Genomic DNA, 17,680 nt, shown 5'->3' with positions numbered 1-17,680 from the left:
TTAATATTCTGTTTATGGCATTCCACCAGTTTCAAACCAATAGCTTATTCCATTAGGACCTTTGCCAACCGGGATTGTGTGGATTACTTTTTGACTTGCCACATCAATCACAGAAACGGTATTATCTATAGTATTTGTTACAAAAACTGATTTACCATCGTTGCTTACTACTACACCGTGAGCCTTCTTAAATCACCACCCGTTTTAAATTACGCTGCCATTTTCCGGCATTCTTCGGCGCATTTTCTACAAGCTTCTGCACATTCACGGCAATGATCCATTCCATGTTGTGCATGTTTTTCACATTCTGCAGCACATGCTTCACAGATGTCGGCACAAATGCGGCAAATTTCTTTTGCTTTGTCGCTGCCGAGGCTCATTAACTGTGCTGAGGCATAGCAGATCGCTGCGCATTCCATGTCTAACTGAATGCATCTCGCCATCATTTTTACATCTTCTTCCTCAGTGCATGATGAAGCACAGTAATTACATATTGCAGCACATTTTAAACATGCTTCAATACAACTTTGGTACGTGTGATAACCTGTCATAATTGTTGGTTTTTATGTTAATAAATAGGTTGGTTTTTTCAATAAATATGCAGTTCCTGCGCTGATCCTGTCGCAATCATAAGTGCGTTTGATCAGGCAAGCTATTGCTGGCTACTTTGATTTTTTTAAAAAATTTATTTGCTTCTTTCACTTAGTTTTCAGCGGAGCATTTCTACCGTTATCGTTCACATCGTACTAACATTATACTTGCCCGCGCAGTTCATACTTTTCAACAGCAACAGGAGCCACCAGACTTTTTTAAATTCTCATCTACGGAAGCGCCGGCAATACTATAACCTACTTTCGCCAAGGCTTGCGTTAACTGCGCGGTATTAATCGATTTCTCTGCTTCAATAACTGCGCGTGGTGGATGCAGACTCGCTTTTACATTCTGTACGCCATCAATTTCTTTCAACGCTTTTTCGACATTTTTAACGCAGCCTTCGCAGGACATTCCTGTTATTTCAATTTGTTGTTTCATTTTGTTTGATTTTATTCTTTTATATATTGTTACTTTCCGACTATCCGTTTTAAAATACGTTCTGTGAGCCTTACTTGGCCAAACTCGTGTTGCAATAAAATAGTTTTTTGAAAGCGAGCTGGCTGTAATTACTACTGTAAAAGTACAAGTTTCTTAAACGAATGTTCTGCATAATTTTCGTTAGTTTCTATATAATTTCGCTTTGAAAAAAAGGCCAAGTAACATCAAAACTATACCTGAAGTTTATCGAGAGTTGCGCAAACGTCCCTGTGATTGCCGTTTCTATTTCGCAACTATTTCCTATTTATAATTTCATACGCTTAAGTTTTAAGGTTAACTCATTTCATCATAGGGTCTCCGATTGGCTAGTTCAGCATTTTTATACTCAGTCATGCTCTCTCCGGTAACTTCTTTAAACTGTCTCGAAAGATGGTTTACGCTGCTGTAATCCAGGAGATGCCCTATTTCTGAAAAGGTGTACTGCCTGAGTTGAATAAGTTGCTTTACTTTCTCAATTTTTAATTTAATAAAATATTTTTCGAGCGTTGTATTTTCAAAGTGTGAGAACAACTTGCTCAGTGACTTATATTCGTGGTTGAACTCCGTGCTTAAAATTTGAGATAGGTTTACCGTGGAATCGAGAGGGGGCTCTTCTATTTTACGAAGTAAAAAATGTTTGATTTTTTCGACGAGCACTTCCTCTGGACTATGGATTATTTCAAATTTATTGGTGTGGAGAACGCTTTCAATTTTCGCCAAGATTTCAGTATGATTACCAGCCATCTCGTCGATTACCAATACCCCGAGTTCAATTGATGAAACCTTAATTCCCAGTTGTTCAAGCTCTTGCCTAAGCACTTTGAGACATCGGCTGCAAACCATATTTTTAATATTTAATTTCATCACGTTGTTTTTAATTTTTGTTGATTCTACAGCATACTCTTTTCCGATCCTTTTTTATTCTAAACGGCCATTTCTGATACTCTAAAAACCAAAGTCGAGCGTCATTTCTTATGTTCTGCGTTACTTACTATATTCGTTGTCACGAAAAAAATCTAACAGTTCTTTTTTTTCATCCGCTGATAATCTGGCGTTTCCGTGCATCATGCGGTATGATTTTAAAGGCATTTCGTCTTTCTCAATCTGGCTGATGATGCTTTTTATTTTTGCTTTTTTACGTCTTTTTGAATAGTTATTGAACTCATCAAAATTGAGTTCTTCTTTGCCTTTTTTAATATGCCGGGCCATGAACCACGCGCCCGGCTGTAATACCGAATACCAGGGATAACGGGTATTATTTGAATGACAGTCATAGCAGGAAACTTTAAGGATTGCAGCCACGTTGGCGGGCACCTTTTCGGTTTTTTCAAAACTTTGACCTGGCGGAACGGTGGAGACATTACGCTCCACCGGTATGACCTGAATGACTAAAACAATAGCCACCACTAGCACCGCCAGCCAGCCTATCATATTCAATTTTCTCATATTACATTGTGCTCATATCGTGACCCGCCATGGGATCTGCCCCTTTCTTAAATATATATTCGCTGTTCAGAAGGTAGGCCCCGGAGACCACTACTTCGTCTCCCGCCTTAATTCCTGATGTGATTTCTATTCTGTCTTCATATTCGAGACCCGTTTCCACCATTCTGTTGACGAAGGTGTTCTTCGCGGTTTTCACCCACACCGTGGAAGATTTGCCATCCCTGATTACCGCATCCACAGGCATTGATAGACCATCACGGGATTTGTTTTCCACCAGAACATATACCGGCATGCCGGGTTTCAGCAGATTTCCTTTGTTAGGCACGGAAACGCGAACCAGATTTATCCTGCTGGAGGCGCTTATTTCAGGGTTTGTAAAATCAATCTTCCCATTAATCTTCAAATTATCCAGATCGGGAATATATACGGTGACCTTGCTGTCTTTCTGAAGGAGAGCCATTTGGGAAGAATACACCTGCGCCTCTGCCCAAAGCGATGAAAGATCTGCCAGATTCACGATGGTACCACCTTCGGCAAGATAATCGCCTTCGGCAATGCTCAGATCGGTGATGTAACCGGCCGCATTGCTGAACACGGTAGTAGTAGGTGTGGCTTTTCCTGATCTTTCCAGCTGTTTGATCTGGCTTTCTGACATTCCCCATAAATAAAGCTTGTTTCGCGAACTTTGGAGCAGCTGGTCAAAATCAATGGACGTATTGCCGACGAACAGCTTGCGTCTTTCTAATGCCAGCAAATATTCCTGCTTTGCATTATTGAGTTCTTCACTGTAAATATCGACCAACGGCGCCCCCTTCGGAACAAAATCGCCAATGTTTTTATAATACAACCGTTCAACTCTGCCCATTACTCTGGAACTTACTGCCTGCATTTGGTACTGATTAAAATTGAGTGTTCCGGTCAGGGTAAGTTTGTCGGCCATAGACCCATCAGATAGCGCGACTGTTTTGATATTCCCAAGTTTAACCTGCTCGTCATTCAAAACAATTTCGTTAGGATCCGCATTCTTTTTCTTCTCCACAGGCACCAAATCCATGTGACAAATGGGGCATTTTCCGGGTTTATCGGAGACTACCTGCGGGTGCATGGAACAGGTGTAGTAGATATCGTGGCCGGCATGCGGATCTTCCTCCTTTTTACAGGAGTAAAGAAAAACCAGCAAGGCAAGCATTAAAATATTGAATTTCATCTTATCAATTTTTATCTGTTAATTTTTATGAAACTTTCGCTGTCCATCAGGTACTGTGCATTTTCGGCAACTCCATCTTCAGGAAGCAAACCACTGACGATCTGAATTTTATCGCCTACCACTGCGCCGGTAACAACTTTATGGGCAATAAAACCGCCTTCTACTTTTTTGAACGCGATTTTATCAATCCCTAAAGAAACCACCGCTGATTTCGGCAGCCAGTCTGCCATTCTGTTGTGGCTCATAATCTCCGCTTTAACCTGACTTCCGACAGGAATTTTTGCGGTGGAATTATCAAAATAGACCCGCGCCGTTACGGTTTTGCTGCCCTGCCTGAAGAACGGTTCAATAAAACCGATGGTTCCTTTGAAGCGGCTCTCCGGATTAGCTTCTGGGATGATCATGACTGACTGTCCTTTGCTGACCAGTGCGATGTCTTCAGAGAAAATATTGATCAGAGCCCAGGTTCTGTTGGGATTGTAGACACTGAAAATATTCTGTCCTTTTTGAAGATACATTCCTTCCTTCAGCGGTAGTTCTGCGGTGACCGCGTTATTTGAAGCCATTGCGGGTGCAGATTGTGGTGATGACCCCATGCTTCCGGCCGATCCTGCCTGCTGAATGTGTCCGCTGTAATTGCTGAAAACCGGAACTGTGAGATCAGGTTTCCCTCGCTGGATGACTTTCTGTATCTGTGAAGCCGGCATTCCCAAAAGAAGGAGTTTCTGGCGTGAAGCATCGATCATTGTTTTGTTTGAGCGGTCATTTTTAATAACGAAGAGCAGGTTTTGCTGTGCGGTTAAAAGTTCCGGGCTGTATATATCTAAAATACGCTGCCCTTTCGACACTTTCTGGTATTTATACCGCACATAGAGTTTCTCGATACGGCCCGCAACGCGTGAGGAAATACTGCCAATCTGTCGAGTATCGTATTCTACCGTCCCTAAAGCATCAACCATGGTGGGTATGTTTTCTCTTTTTACTTTTATTACGGGCTGTTCCGACACTACAAATTCATTGGTTGGTTTCAGCAGATCGTCGAGTTTAATCCCCTCTTCCTTTTTTTCAGGGGCATCTTTCAGGACCAAATCCATCCCACATTTGGGACATTTGCCGGGTTTGTCTGAAATCACTTCCGGGTGCATCGGACAGGTATAAGTATGCATTGCAGCTTCTGCCGAGTGCTTATCTTCCCAGAACTTAACTTTGTCACACGCCGTCAAACCAAATAAAAGCATAGTGAATATTATAATTTTTCTCATCTTCTTTCAATTAAGCGGTCAATTTCAGTTTGCGTCTGCAGTGCTTTGGTAAGGATCTCGAAATATTCCAGCTGGACCATATTCAGCTGTTCCCATGCGTCATATAACATGAAGAGTTCTTCCGTATTCTGCTCATAGCCCAACTGCATGGATTTGTAGTTGTTTTTTAAGGCCGGAATAATGGTGTCTTCATAGAGTTTCAGCTGATTTTTATTCAGGTCCAGTTCATTGCGCATTCCGTAGGCCATTCCGCTGTATTCGTTCACCATCATTTCTTTCTGTGCCTGCAAGGCTTCTTCTTTCAGTTTCAGGCTTTCAATATTGGCTTTATTCATGCCTGAAGCCCAGGATACGAAAGGCAGTTTTGCCATCAGCATCAGAGAAAACTGCATGGGCTGGCCACCAAAACCAAACATGTTTTCGAACTTTACGCCAAATTCCGGCTTTAGATTCTGCTTTTCCAGATCCTGTTTGAGTTTGGCAATATTGATTTCCCGGTCGATGCCGCGGAGATCACTTCTGTTCTGATAAAATAGATCCTGACCAAAAGTCTCGAGAGAATAGTCATTCAGGTTGTATTCGGGCTCAATCTCCAGCGGCGCGAGCGGGTCTCTTCCCATGAGGGCATTCAACCGGATCCGGTTGACGCGAAGGTCATTCTCGTACATGAGCTGCATGTTTTTTGAACTTCCGAGGGCCGCTTTGGCTTTGTAATAGGCGGATATTTTGGAAAGTCCGTTTTTGTACCGGATTTCGGCGTTTCTAATCATAAAGTCCAGCATCTTTTCGTTTTCCTTAACGACCTTCAGCTTTTTATCCAGGACGATTGAACTGTAATACAGTTTTTTCGCATCCTGAAAGTTTTCATTGAGGGCCGCATAAAGCTTTTCTTTTTCTACGGAAGACATTGCCTTCATCAGCTTTTCGTTGGCATCGAGTTTTTGTTTATTGGGAAACATCTGTTCTACCGAAACTGCTACTGAGCCCATACCGAGCATATCGCCGTCGCGCTGCCAGAGTTTTGCATTATAGGGCGTCATGAAGAAACCTGCTCCTACGGTTGGAGGCATCCAGCTTCTTGCTCCTTTTGCGGCAGCATCCATTGACCGGACTTCCGCATTATACATTTTAACCACCGGATGGTTGGCTGCGATACTGTCCATTACTGACGGCAACGGCATCCGCTGAGCATAACTGGTGGTGCAGAGCAAAGCAAGTACTCCTGTTATTATGAATTTTTTCATTTTGTAATCATTTTAGGATTAATGGGAAGCGTCGAGGACGTCAATTTTCCCCAGTTTATTCAGCTCCCATTCCTTCTGCATATAAAAGATAATGGGTGTTACCAAAAGGATGTGAATGGCCGAAGTGAAAACACCACCAACCATCGGCAATACAATTGGTTTCATCATGTCACTTCCCACACCGTGGCTCCACAGGATGGGAACGAGTCCGAAGAGGGTCACGCAAACCGTCATAATTTTAGGTCTTAATCTTTTCGCTGCACCGTTGATCACATATTCACGAAGTTCTTCATTGGTAATGGTCTCCCGTGAGTTGCCATTTTTTGCAATAAGCTGAACCATAGCGTCGTTCAGGTAAATTACCATCACGATTCCGGTTTCCACCGCAAGTCCGAACAGGGCAATAAAGCCCACTGCTACAGCTACCGAGAGATTCACTCCCCAAATCGAAATCATAAAGACACCCCCGATTAGGGCAAAAGGAATACTGATGAGATTAAAGAAAGCTTCGCGGTAGGAATTGAACGCAAAATACATGGAAAGAAAGATCACGATTAATACGAGGGGCATAATCATTTTTAAAGTCTGCTCTCCTCGAATCAGGTTTTCGTACTGGCCGCTCCATTCCACGAAATAGCCTTTAGGCATTTTGGTGACCATGCTGTTGAGTTTTTTCTGTGCTTCTGCTACGGTACTGCCTAAATCCCGATCACGGACGTTGAACAGAACAGTTCCGCGTAACATGGCATTTTCAGAATTAATCATTGGTGGACCTTCTGTAAGGCGGATGTCCGCCACTGCACTCAGTGGGATGGAACCAAATTCCATGGTCTGCATAGGCAGTCTTCTCAGTGACTCCAGATTATTTCTGAAATCCTGGCCGTACCTGGCGTTTACCGAGAATCGCTGTCGGCCTTCGACGGTGGTGGTTAGTTTCATTCCGCCAAGGGCACTTTCCACGACGGCATTTACATCATCCACGCTTAGCCCGTATCTTCCTACTTCTTCGCGTTTCACTTGAATGTCCACATATTTTCCGCCGGTAATCGGTTCGACATACATGTCCTTGATCCCTTCAATTCCTGTGAGTTCCTTTTTAATCTTTTCTGAAAGGACGGCAATACTGTCCAGGTTCTGTCCGTATACTTTTACGCCCACATCCGTTCTGATCCCGGTTGAAAGCATATTGATCCGGTTGGAAATCGGCATGGTCCAGCCATTGGTAACGCCTGGAATCTGCAGTTTGGCATTCAGCTCATTGATGAGATCATCTTTTGTTTTGCCCTCGCGCCATTCGCTTTGCGGTTTCAACAAAATAATGGTTTCAATCATGGAGATGGGTGAATTATCTGTCGCCGTGTTGGCTCTTCCGGCTTTTCCGAGGACATGATCCACTTCCGGAATTCCCTTAATGATTTTATCCTGTACCTGCAGTAATCTTTTGGCTTCAGAGTTTGAAATATCGGGAAGGGTAACCGGCATAAAGAGCAGGGATCCTTCATCCAAAGGCGGCATAAACTCACGTCCAAGGTTCATTATCATTGGAATACTGATGAGCAGTGCCAAAATATTAATTCCCAGCGTGGTTTTTTTCCATTTCATGCACCATCTTATCAGCGGTTCGTAAATCCGTTCCAAGCCTCTGTTTATTGGGTTTTTATTATCGTCCTTAAATTTTCCCTTCATGAAAAAGGAGATGAGCACCGGGGCAAGGGTAAGCACCAAGATCGCATCAACGATCAGGATAAAAGTTTTGGTGTACGCTAACGGGTGAAAAAGTTTACCTTCCTGACCTGTCAACATAAATACGGGGAGAAAAGAAACCACGATAATCACCGTAGAAAAAAATACGCCTCTGGATACCTGTAAGGATGATTTTTCGATAATCTTCATCCGAATGTCTTCGGGAATTTTAACGTAACTGTCTTTCTCCTTATCTTTCTTTCTGAATATATTTTTTAACCAGTTGGTTTTCATTGTTATGGGTTTTTATTTTGTTGATGGTTCTGCCAATCGGAGAGATTTTTATAGGCATTTTCGGACATGATAATTCCGTTATCTACAATCACCCCAATTGCCAGCGCAATTCCTGTAAGGGACATGATATTGGAGGAAAGTCCAAACGCATTGAGCAGAATAAAACTGATGGCAATGGTGACTGGAATCTGAATGATGATGCTCAATGCACTTCGCCAGTGGAATAGGAACAGAATAACAATGATTGCCACCACGATAATTTCTTCAATCAGCTTGGTTTTAATATTGTCTATTGCCCCTTCAATCAGCGTACTGCGGTCGTACGATGTCTTGAAGGTGACGCCTTCAGGGAGTCCTTTTTCAACGTCCTTCATTTTCTCTTTCACATCGTTGATGACCTTATCCGCATTTTCGCCATACCGTGCCACTACGATACCGCCCACGACTTCGCCTTCACCGTCTGCATCAAAAATACCCAGACGCAAATCACCACCCATCTGCACAGAGCCAATATCTTTGACCCGCACGGGAATACCGTTGTAATTTCCCAAAGCAATTTCCTCGATATCGGCTACGTTCTTGATATAACCCAGGCCGCGAATGATATAAGCCATATCGGCCATCTCAAATTTACGTCCGCCCACATCATTATTGTTGGCTTTCACTTTGTTCATCACATCCATGAGGGATACGTTATAGTACTGGAGTTTTACAGGATCTACAATGAGTTGGTACTGTTTTTCGAAGCCGCCAAAGGAGGCTACTTCCGCCACGCCGGGAACCGTCTGCAGAGCAAATTTCACATACCAGTCCTGGAGGGCGCGCTGGTCTCCCAAATCCATTTTAGGTGCATCGAAATGATACCAGAAGACGTGACCTACACCGGTGCCATCCGGTCCGAGAGTAGGGGTAACATCCTGCGGGAGTAAGCGCTGCGCATAATTGAGCCGTTCCATTACCCTGGTTCTGGCCCAATATATGTCCACGTTATCTTCGAAAATAACATACACGAAGCTCATCCCAAACATGGAAGAGGCGCGGATGTTCTTAATTTTCGGAATTCCCTGAAGGTTGCTGACCAGCGGGAAAGTCACCTGATCTTCAATAATCTGGGGACTTCTGCCCATCCACTCCGTAAAAACGATGACCTGGTTCTCACTCAGATCCGGAATTGCATCGATGGGATTGTCCCTTACCGCAAAAATACCCCAGATAAAAAGGCCGATTGCTATCAGCAAAACGAAATACCTGTTGCGGAGGGACAGTTTGATTAAATTTTGAATCATGGTTCTGTACGGTTTTACTTAATTTCTTCCTGAACCTCGCCACATGAAAGCATTTCTTTGCCGTAATAAGGATTCTTCACCTCACGTGAATCGCTAAGCCAGAAGGCCCCTTTGTTATCATTATACATCGGGCAGAATACTTTGTACACCGGTTTTGGAGTTCCGAAATCTTTCAGCAGGTCGTAAAAATCTGCGCTCATTAAATCCAGATGTTCGCGCTGATGATCAATCTTTCCGGCGTTATCTGCAATGTGCTCGGCGTTTTCACTGATGCTTGATTCGAGATCAGCAAATTCTTTTTTCTGTTCAGCAGAAAAACCGTTTTTGTCTATTTTGGGAAAAGAAGCGAGGATCCCTTTGGCCGCACTCACCGCTTCTTTATCATCATCACCGGACAACGCGAATGTAAGGTGGGTGTAATGAGAATAGAGCTCCGTAAGGTCAGCGGTAGTTTTTTTGGCGGTGGTCACGGTTACCTTAGCATCCATTGCCATATTGTCCATCGCTGAACTGTCCGACATTGTACTCATATCATGCTGCATGGTTGTACCAGTGGTGTTTTTCTGTTCTTTGTTTTCCTTACAAGAAGTGAATGCAAAAGTGCCGATTGCCAAAAGGCTGAATAGTATTGTTTTCATTATTTTATCAGGTTAAAGGTTATTGATTATTTTTTAAAAAAGGCTTCGTAGTTTGCTTTATTTTCGAAGTACACGACATTATCATTTTTATCAGAGATCGCAATAATTGCGGTTGATTTATCGATGAGTTGATGAGATATGGGATCGTATGCCATGCGGGCATTTTCTTCCTGCGGGATTCTGAGTTTGCAGTTTTCACAGCAACCATAATAGGTTTTGCCGTCATGTTTTACTTCGAGCTGTTTTTTGCCCATATAGGCATTGTTTACCATACATACCTCATCGTTGGGAACAATGTCACCGGTGGTGAACTTTGCGACCGCAATTTGTGTACTTTCAGCTTTTGAATTGTTGCAGGAAACGAGGAACACCGCTATAAAAGCGAGTATTCCTAAAAGAATATTCTTCATTAAATTATCGTTAAAGGTTAATTTTGAGCCTCCGTCTTGAGAGACTGTGTACGAAAATCCTGATCTTCAAGTTGTTCTTTAAAGAACATTCTTTTCTAAAAGATTACTTAAACGAGAAGTGGAAGTTCGAAGGGACATTCAGCACCGCTAAATAATCTGCGGAAAGTGTCATAAACACTTCACGACCAGACACAATTCGGGCTGTAAAAGAAGATCTTAACCTATTTTGGGCGGTTCCCAAATGGTATGGAATCCACCAGAGTAATGGGGATTCTGATAATAGAAATTGGAATTGTTGCTATAATAGCCGGAGTCTTCATTTTTAGAATCCTCTAAAAATTTACTATCCGCTAAAACAGTGTATTGAGCAGAACTGCAAAGGTTTCCGCTACAGTTTCCTGAGCATCCTTCCGTTTGACAATTGTGTGATTTGGGGTGACAGCACTCATCTTTGCAATCGCCGCTGTCGCAAGACGGCTGTATCTGTGCGAATGACTGTTTTATGAAAGTTTGCGAACTGGTCGCGGTTTTAATAACCTGCTTCTCCTTTGTACTGCAAGCCTGAGAAATCCCTGGCGCCAGAAATAACGCGAGTGTAAGGGAAAGCAACAGTATTTTAAAATTTCCGACCATTGTAAGTAAACAGCACAAAGATAGGGAATTATTTTAGAATGGACAAATAATTTTTAGTCTACCTACTCTCATACCCCTCCTTAAACTTCAAAAACTTTTCTGCGTCCTTTGGATTTTTCTTCATCCATTTTTTCATTAGTGCGGTATTGTGCTCCAGCTGTTTTACTTGCTCTGTTTCATAAATCGCCTTGTTTTCATCCTTGATCTCCTCCAGGATTTCCTCTCGAACCTCGGTCTTGGTGCGGATGATTTCGCGGTACCAGTTTTTTCCTAGATAAACAGTTGCTGTTAAAATAAAAAATGCAACCAGCAGCATAGCTAAAATTCCGAAAAACCAATATTTAACTGTATGTGATCTATGATGGAAGTTTTCCAGATGCTTTACACCGTCCGGAGATAATTCTGCGAAAATATTGTTGGGGATGGATTTAAGCAATTCCTGCCGTTTTAGATTTTCTTCATGTGCCAGTGCTTGGATTTTCTTCACATCCTCCTTGATGTCGCAGTACATGTGGAAAATCGCCTTCCCCGAAATTTCTACCGCCTTATTACTTTCTATGACGCGGTGCAAAAGTTCGATGCCTGCATCTTGTGAAGAATAATTTTCTGTATTCTCCTGGTTGTTAAATTCGTTGTTGTTCATTTTGTTTTTTTATTGATGTTAATTAAATTTATCGCCTCCTTTTTCTCTTCCTCAGCAATTCGTCGTCAGCCGCCGGTGTGTAGCTCGGTTTGAGCAGTTCCTTCACGGCATTCTCAATCTCCTTGAGGGCTGATTTTTCCGGATGTTTTATTTCGTTCGTTTGTGGATTACTCTGACTGAAAATTGCCGAATAGTGGTTTTCCGCATTCCGGTTTAGGATTTCTTTGATGTCCTTAATCTTCAGTTTACTGGTGATCTCCGAAAGTTTGTAACCGGGATGGTACTGCCTCTGGGTTTGGTCGTTTATGTCCTTTAATCTAACAATCCGCATCCCCGAAATACCGTCCTTCACATTCTGCGAGAGCGTCACTCTGTAACCGCATCGCCGCATATAATCGACCAAGTCATCAAAATTTCTTGAGACCTTCAGACAGTTTTGCAGCACTTTCAGCATCTGCTGCTTTTTCTCCTTTCCGATTTCCACATCTGTTTTGAGATTCATCTCTTTGCAGACATTTCGAACCGATTCACCAAAGCGTTTGCCTATGTTTGCCGACTTCACCGTGCATTTACCAAAAACATCTATGCGGTTCACGATGAAATGGATATGTTTCTGCTTCGTGGAATTGTGGACATCCAGGACGACCTGGTTATTTTCTGTAAGTCCCACATCCTTTAATGATTTTAAAGCCAGTTCCTTCAACTCTTCGTTCGTCAGACTGTCGCCGACTTCCTTTGGTGGAGAAATGTAACCCGTCAAAGCCCATTTCTTGACATTGGGATTTCTCTCGGCAATAAACTTCATTTCCGCAAACTGTTCCTCCGGTGTTGTTGAAAGCAGGTTGTTGGAATAAACACATTCCGCCGTGCCTTTGTCATTGCCGTTGTATTCAATCGCTATCTTACTGATCCTCCTCGTCGTTGCCGAATTGTTCATGCTTGATGATTTGTTGGTAGAGGTAATCCCGGATCAACCTCGTTGTGGTTTGAATTTCCTCAAGGATCTCTTTCTTGTTTTCAAACTCATTCCATTCTCTGTTCCGGAGCAGATTGGATATCCTTATAAAATTGTTGCCGTAATTCAACAGAACCGCGTCGGTTTGAAACTCGTTTATTTTGAGTTCTTTTTCGGTTGAAACGAGTCTTAAATATTTTGATATTTTGAGTTTGTAGAAGTCAGCCTCCTTTTGAATTTTCTCAAACTCCTTTTCGGTAAAACGAACTGAGACTACCTTCGAAAATTGGTTCGCCGTCTTCTTTTTCAAACCTCCCTTTCGACCAATTTCTCGGAACCGGTTCTTTCTTTTTTCTTCTGCAACCTTTGCAATTTGCTGCTCGGAAACCTGTCTGACAAACTGTTTTAAAAAGTCATTTTTCATCTTGTGTTTATTTTGTGTTTAATTTTTTTATGATTATAAATTACTGGCTTGAATTCCATTTCCAAACAAGTGTTTCCGACGATAGGAGGAAACCAAAAAGCCCGATTTTTACGACAAGCATACGCTTGTTGTAAACATTGGGTACTTTTTGCACTAAATACATGGCAAGTTTTTACCCAGCCTTTTTAGAGCATTCCACCTGTGCTTATTTTGCGCAGGCCGGCTTATATGAATTTTCATCTTTTTCTCCTGTAAATATTCCGGTTTTCCTCGGCATCGTGTATGGCTGTTTGATTTTTTTCAAGCTTATTTTCAAGTGTCTTTTCTTCCTGTGATATCAGGAAATCATTCAGATCTTGATGGGGAAATATTCATTCGACCGGTCATCTGCCTCTGGGAAAATTTTCAAAATTGAATCCCTGCACTGTTCGCCGGCACGGTCGTTATCCAGGTACATTTCGACAGATTTATAATTTCCAAAAAGCCCTGATGCCTTGTGAACCATGGCGACAGAGTTCAGAATTAGATAGTCGGAAGGTGTCTTTTCCGGTTCTAAAATTTTAAAGGAGAGGTAGTCGGTAAATCCCTCGAAAACCTTGAGGTTTTCAGAATTATTTTTTATCGTGGTGATATCCTTTTTTCCAAGACAGATTTTGGAAAAACTGCTGCGGATTTCGTAGCCTCCCGAATCGTTTTTAAAACCCAGCCCAAAATATCTTTTGTCGTTAATCCGGTAGTGTACTTCGCTCAATGCCGATTTTTGTGACTCGAGTTTTCTTGATTTCAAATAATCTAACAATGCCGGATGACTAACTTCCTTTACTTCGAGAATTTGATTTGTATTTTCAGCAGTTATCGTTTCCGTCACACTTTGCTTTTTATAAGAAAAATCGAAACGGGAAAGATATTCCAACGCATCCGATACCGAGCATCGCTTAATGGCCTGGACGATTGAGACATTGTCGTACATCATTCCAGTGCCAAAATCAAAGGCAATATTTTTCACATAATTCACTAATAAACTTGGCGTTCGTTCTTGTCGATTGATAGCATAATAATAGGCGGTTTTCGGATGTTCTTTGCTTGGGAATAGAGAAAAACTTTCCATTACTTCTTTGATGCTGATATTCTCGTTCGCTTGTTTGCAGTTCATTTTTTGTGTTTTTAAAATTTATTTCTTTATGTCCAGTTATATTTTCACCGTTTTTCTATACCTGCCTACCTAAATATTGAATATCAGTTAGTTATATTATTTTATGACTTACCTTGTTGTTACCTGTAAATTGGATCCCTTCTTCAACTATGGTAGTTTAGGTAAAGTCTTAGCTATTTTATTACCTTGATAAAAATTTGAAAATGAGTTATGTAAGTCCACTTAGGTAAGTAGGTAGGTGTGTTGCCAGTTTGGTTTAAAATTTCTTTCAGTCAATCTTTCTTCGGATCAGGTAGCCGTAAACCTGGAGTTTCGGATGCTTGATTCTTTCATACTTGAGCCTGGTGAGCGCCTTTCCGACCTTGATGTTGTTCAATCTTAAATTCAGGGCGTTGTTCATTGCCACAACGATGTCCGTCGCCGTAAGAAAATCCTTAATGTCCTTCGATTTCTCGAAGTGTGCGGAAACGATTTCCTGCTCAAGTGAAAGCTGGGAAAACTGCTCGTTCCTCAGCTCATTAGCCTCTATGTCCGAGAGCGTCATTTCCGGTTGGTAATTTTTTCTTTCAAAAGCATTGTGGTACGCCTGCGCCTATACTTGGTCGATATCTATTTCCTTGGAATAATTGAAGTCAATGCTTAAAACTTCGAAAACCAGCCATCTTACGCTTCCTGTCTCGTCGGTAAGGAAATCTGTTCTGTTGGTTGAGGCAACAAAGGAACATATCCTATCCATGTTCTCCGGCTTTCTCCCGTAAGGCACCCTTACTTTTGCGCCGCCCATCGAGATGAAGGATTTCAGGGTGTTGACATCCGATTTGGACAGCACGGCCAGCTCGTCCGCATTGAGGATGAAATTTTTGCAGATGGCAATGATGCCGTCCTTGTCCACTGTGACATTTTCGGAATAATAATCCCTGAGCCCGTCCGGGATGAGGAACCGCAGGAAGGTGGTTTTGCCCGTGTTCTGTTTGGAGCTTGCCAGCACGAGGCACTGCTTGTTGACATAGTCTTTCTTCAATGCGCAAAGCACGGCGCGGGTCAGCCACTTCTCGAGATGGTAGCGGAACGCTTCGCTGTCGTTGGTCCGAACAAATCCCGCCAGCTTCCGGATATGGTCATCGCCGTCCCAGCCCGCGAGTTTTTTAAAGTATTCCGCTATCGGGTTGTATCTCTTTATCAGGTGGCTCCGTACGAGGATCTCCAACTTCTGCATGGTGATCTGCATCCCGGCCTGTACGAGTTCTATCAGCAGGGAGTTGATGTTTAGCTCTGTCCAGTCGTCCTTTCCCTTGAGCGATATTTCTATCTCCAGGGCGATGGCGTTAAAGCGAAGGTCATACTTGCTTTCAAGATACTTCATCACCATATCGAAAATGGTAGTGGTCTCGGAAGCGGTTTGGTAGAGTACTGGGATTTTTTGCTCTTCAGCCGGCTTGTTGGTTATTTCTTCCATCTCTCCAGAATTTCCTGCTCGAATGCATCGTAGTCATCATTTTGTATTTCCTCCACATTATCCCCCAGAAGATAAGCTTCGAGGTCCTCTTTGCGAAAGTAGATTTTCTTTTGCCCCTTCTTTTTGTAGGCCTTCAATTTGCCGTGGTGTTTGAGTTGGTAGAGATAGTCCGGATCCAGGTTGAGGAACAGCGCGGCCTCTTCCTTAGAATAGATGTTCTTGGTTCCGAGGGCGAGCATCTGTAGCGCCTTCGAGGTAAACTCTTTTTGTGAGTTTACCAAAGTGGACATTTGGCTTTCTAGCGCAGCTAGTCTTTCTTGGTCTTTCATTTCGTTGAATTTTGTTGAGGCCAAGATATTTCCCAAAGAAAAAGCCGCCTAAAAGCGACTTAAAAAGTTTTTTGTAAAATAAAACAACCTAAAGAAATGTGCGTTCAATAGGAGGTTTTGTTTGATAATGGTTTAGTCAATAAACCATTAAATGCGACTAACTGTCGCCTTTATAATTATGGTTATCAAACAAATATGATTTTTAAAGAGAAAATGTTTTTTTGGATTTTAGACTATATATCATCCTGAACATCGCTGTTGGAAAGATATTTTGAGAGGTTCCTGCTGTTTATTGGCTCTTCTGCGATATTTCCGAGCCTGTCTTTTGCCGAGGTGACGGCGTTGATAATTTTGCAGGTTTCGGCTTGGGTTATTGTGCCGGATTTACAACTTTCCATAACATTAGTAAAGGCCGATAAAAAGTCCAAAATAGGCTGTACGCTCACGCCGTTCCTTGCAGGCTTTGTAAACAGAATCTTTCCAGAGTTTTTCTTCCGCAGTAAAAAGTCCGATAAAACCCTCTCGGAATCTTTAGAAATAAAATAATCCCGCAAAATGTCATCAATGACCATATTCGGATTCTTTTTTATTTCAAAAGCAAAATCGGATTCCTGTAGGATATTATTGTTGTGTTTTGCGAGTTCGTTGGTTTCAGATAAAATGATTTGTTGATTATTTAATTCGTTTGAAATCTTAGTGCCAACTTTCAAAAATTCTCTTTTTAACTCATTGGAATGGTGTTCTATTTTATCTGCCGCGTCTTGCTTCTCTCGGAACTCAAACCTTTCGCTATAACTGTTTTTCTTGAATTTTTTGAATGCCTGAATTGGCTTAAATGGGTGTTCCATTTTTACCTCGAACAGTACTACGGCAAGAATTTGAAGAATGATATAGAATAGGATTTGGGTAAAGTCGATCTTCTCGGCATGGATATCTTCCAGTATTTTCCCGCCCCAGAAAAAGGAAAGCGACAATGAAACCAAAAATAAATTCAAAACGATTAAAAACCGCTGGGTGTTCCACTCGTTATACCAGTTTGCCTTTTCCTTGGAGTAATAGTTTATCGCAAACGGACTGAACTCAAACCAAAGCCGCCCTGCAAGATAGAAGGGGACAAGGATTGTAAAGGTTACCATTAGAATATATATTGCGATATAGAAGTTAGTCATAGATAACGTACTAAAATATTCTTACACAAAAATAGCGGATCAATCTCAAAAGTTGTGTGCAAATTGAAATAAGTTTTCGATTTTTGCAGTAAACTTTAAGAACATTGGATCATTATCTGGAACTGCTGAAACATATTCTGCCTGAATTTTTAATTGAACATTTTGATTTAACGAAGCAAACCACCGAGGGTGAAGTGATGCACCTTTATTTTGAGGAGAAAAATAACCCACCCAAAGAAGTTTCAAATCGAATTTTAACAGCACACGGATTCCATAAGGAGATTACTATTCAAGATTTTCCCCTGCGTGGAAACGCCGTTTACCTGCATATTAAAAGACGCAGATGGCTGGATAAGAACACAAAGCAAATCGTGCAG

21 protein-coding genes and 1 pseudogene are annotated in these 17,680 nt (G+C 42.0%); 1 reads left to right on the top strand and 21 read right to left on the bottom strand.

Features of this window, described 5'->3' with window-relative positions; all coding sequences use genetic code 11:
* Positions 1 to 12 precede the first annotated feature (12 nt).
* The 21 genes and pseudogenes from AP75_RS14890 to AP75_RS11925 all read right to left on the bottom strand — a co-directional run.
* A pseudogene (locus AP75_RS14890) lies at positions 13 to 162 on the bottom strand (hypothetical protein); the annotation flags it as partial.
* Between the two features lie 47 nt (positions 163 to 209).
* Positions 210 to 281, bottom strand: a complete 72-nt coding sequence (locus AP75_RS14885; RefSeq protein ID WP_236628125.1) for a four-helix bundle copper-binding protein — start codon at positions 279 to 281, stop codon at positions 210 to 212.
* A 499-nt stretch (positions 282 to 780) separates the two neighbouring features.
* The gene (locus tag AP75_RS12010) at positions 781 to 1,032 is read right to left on the bottom strand and encodes a heavy-metal-associated domain-containing protein (protein WP_059344219.1); all 252 of its coding nucleotides are present in this window, start codon (positions 1,030 to 1,032) and stop codon (positions 781 to 783) included.
* A 333-nt stretch (positions 1,033 to 1,365) separates the two neighbouring features.
* The gene (locus tag AP75_RS12005) at positions 1,366 to 1,935 is read right to left on the bottom strand and encodes a helix-turn-helix domain-containing protein (protein WP_031502514.1); all 570 of its coding nucleotides are present in this window, start codon (positions 1,933 to 1,935) and stop codon (positions 1,366 to 1,368) included.
* Between the two features lie 120 nt (positions 1,936 to 2,055).
* Positions 2,056 to 2,517, bottom strand: coding sequence for a heme-binding domain-containing protein (locus AP75_RS12000; protein ID WP_031502512.1), 462 nt, complete (start codon positions 2,515 to 2,517; stop codon positions 2,056 to 2,058).
* 1 nt (position 2,518) lies between these two features.
* On the bottom strand, positions 2,519 to 3,724 hold the full coding sequence (locus AP75_RS11995; protein ID WP_031502510.1) for an efflux RND transporter periplasmic adaptor subunit: 1,206 nt from the start codon (positions 3,722 to 3,724) through the stop codon (positions 2,519 to 2,521).
* An 11-nt stretch (positions 3,725 to 3,735) separates the two neighbouring features.
* Positions 3,736 to 4,986 (bottom strand): efflux RND transporter periplasmic adaptor subunit, encoded by a 1,251-nt coding sequence (locus AP75_RS11990; RefSeq protein ID WP_242589818.1) that lies wholly within the window; start codon positions 4,984 to 4,986, stop codon positions 3,736 to 3,738.
* Positions 4,983 to 6,230 (bottom strand): TolC family protein, encoded by a 1,248-nt coding sequence (locus AP75_RS11985; RefSeq protein ID WP_031502505.1) that lies wholly within the window; start codon positions 6,228 to 6,230, stop codon positions 4,983 to 4,985. Before AP75_RS11985 ends, AP75_RS11990 begins: the two co-directional genes overlap by 4 nt.
* 18 nt (positions 6,231 to 6,248) lie before the next feature.
* Entirely contained in the window at positions 6,249 to 8,207 is a 1,959-nt protein-coding gene (locus AP75_RS14790; protein ID WP_088264844.1) for an efflux RND transporter permease subunit, read from the bottom strand.
* A 2-nt stretch (positions 8,208 to 8,209) separates the two neighbouring features.
* Positions 8,210 to 9,493 carry an efflux RND transporter permease subunit gene (locus AP75_RS14785; protein ID WP_031504500.1) on the bottom strand — a complete coding sequence of 428 codons (1,284 nt, stop codon included), beginning with the start codon at positions 9,491 to 9,493 and terminating at the stop codon, positions 8,210 to 8,212.
* Between the two features lie 14 nt (positions 9,494 to 9,507).
* Positions 9,508 to 10,131, bottom strand: coding sequence for a DUF3347 domain-containing protein (locus tag AP75_RS11970; RefSeq protein WP_034767729.1), 624 nt, complete (start codon positions 10,129 to 10,131; stop codon positions 9,508 to 9,510).
* Positions 10,132 to 10,157: 26 nt separating this feature from the next.
* Entirely contained in the window at positions 10,158 to 10,541 is a 384-nt protein-coding gene (locus AP75_RS11965) for a hypothetical protein (protein ID WP_031504497.1), read from the bottom strand.
* A 216-nt stretch (positions 10,542 to 10,757) separates the two neighbouring features.
* Positions 10,758 to 11,174, bottom strand: coding sequence for a hypothetical protein (locus AP75_RS11960; protein WP_031504494.1), 417 nt, complete (start codon positions 11,172 to 11,174; stop codon positions 10,758 to 10,760).
* 58 nt (positions 11,175 to 11,232) lie between these two features.
* On the bottom strand, positions 11,233 to 11,817 hold the full coding sequence (locus tag AP75_RS11955; RefSeq protein ID WP_088264843.1) for a hypothetical protein: 585 nt from the start codon (positions 11,815 to 11,817) through the stop codon (positions 11,233 to 11,235).
* 28 nt (positions 11,818 to 11,845) lie between these two features.
* Positions 11,846 to 12,754, bottom strand: coding sequence for a relaxase/mobilization nuclease domain-containing protein (locus AP75_RS11950; RefSeq protein ID WP_088264842.1), 909 nt, complete (start codon positions 12,752 to 12,754; stop codon positions 11,846 to 11,848).
* The gene (locus AP75_RS11945; RefSeq protein WP_088264841.1) at positions 12,720 to 13,196 is read right to left on the bottom strand and encodes a plasmid mobilization protein; all 477 of its coding nucleotides are present in this window, start codon (positions 13,194 to 13,196) and stop codon (positions 12,720 to 12,722) included. The genes AP75_RS11950 and AP75_RS11945 overlap by 35 nt, the downstream gene beginning before the upstream one ends.
* A gap of 349 nt (positions 13,197 to 13,545) precedes the next feature.
* Positions 13,546 to 14,349, bottom strand: a complete 804-nt coding sequence (locus tag AP75_RS11940) for a toprim domain-containing protein (RefSeq protein ID WP_242589817.1) — start codon at positions 14,347 to 14,349, stop codon at positions 13,546 to 13,548.
* Positions 14,350 to 14,617: 268 nt separating this feature from the next.
* Positions 14,618 to 14,893 carry a hypothetical protein gene (locus AP75_RS14705; RefSeq protein WP_242589815.1) on the bottom strand — a complete coding sequence of 92 codons (276 nt, stop codon included), beginning with the start codon at positions 14,891 to 14,893 and terminating at the stop codon, positions 14,618 to 14,620.
* 48 nt (positions 14,894 to 14,941) lie between these two features.
* A complete protein-coding gene (locus AP75_RS11935) occupies positions 14,942 to 15,805 on the bottom strand; it encodes a virulence-associated E family protein (protein ID WP_242589813.1) in 864 nt (287 codons plus the stop codon).
* Positions 15,793 to 16,158: a helix-turn-helix domain-containing protein gene (locus AP75_RS11930; protein ID WP_221404541.1), complete on the bottom strand. Its 366-nt coding sequence runs from the start codon at positions 16,156 to 16,158 to the stop codon at positions 15,793 to 15,795. The genes AP75_RS11935 and AP75_RS11930 overlap by 13 nt, the downstream gene beginning before the upstream one ends.
* Positions 16,159 to 16,367: 209 nt before the next feature.
* Complete coding sequence (locus tag AP75_RS11925) at positions 16,368 to 17,303, bottom strand: hypothetical protein (RefSeq protein ID WP_088264840.1); 936 nt, start codon at positions 17,301 to 17,303, stop codon at positions 16,368 to 16,370.
* Between the two features lie 104 nt (positions 17,304 to 17,407).
* Here AP75_RS11925 and AP75_RS11920 point away from each other — a divergent pair.
* Positions 17,408 to 17,680, top strand: a 273-nt coding sequence (locus tag AP75_RS11920) for an ISAon1 family transposase N-terminal region protein (protein ID WP_088264839.1), incomplete at its 3' end; no start/stop codon positions are given.

The organism is Kaistella haifensis DSM 19056 (genome assembly GCF_000735695.2).
Lineage (GTDB): Bacteria > Bacteroidota > Bacteroidia > Flavobacteriales > Weeksellaceae > Kaistella > Kaistella haifensis.
The sequence above is the reverse complement of the archived record's forward strand: the minus strand, read 5'-3'. Positions and strand labels throughout refer to the sequence as shown.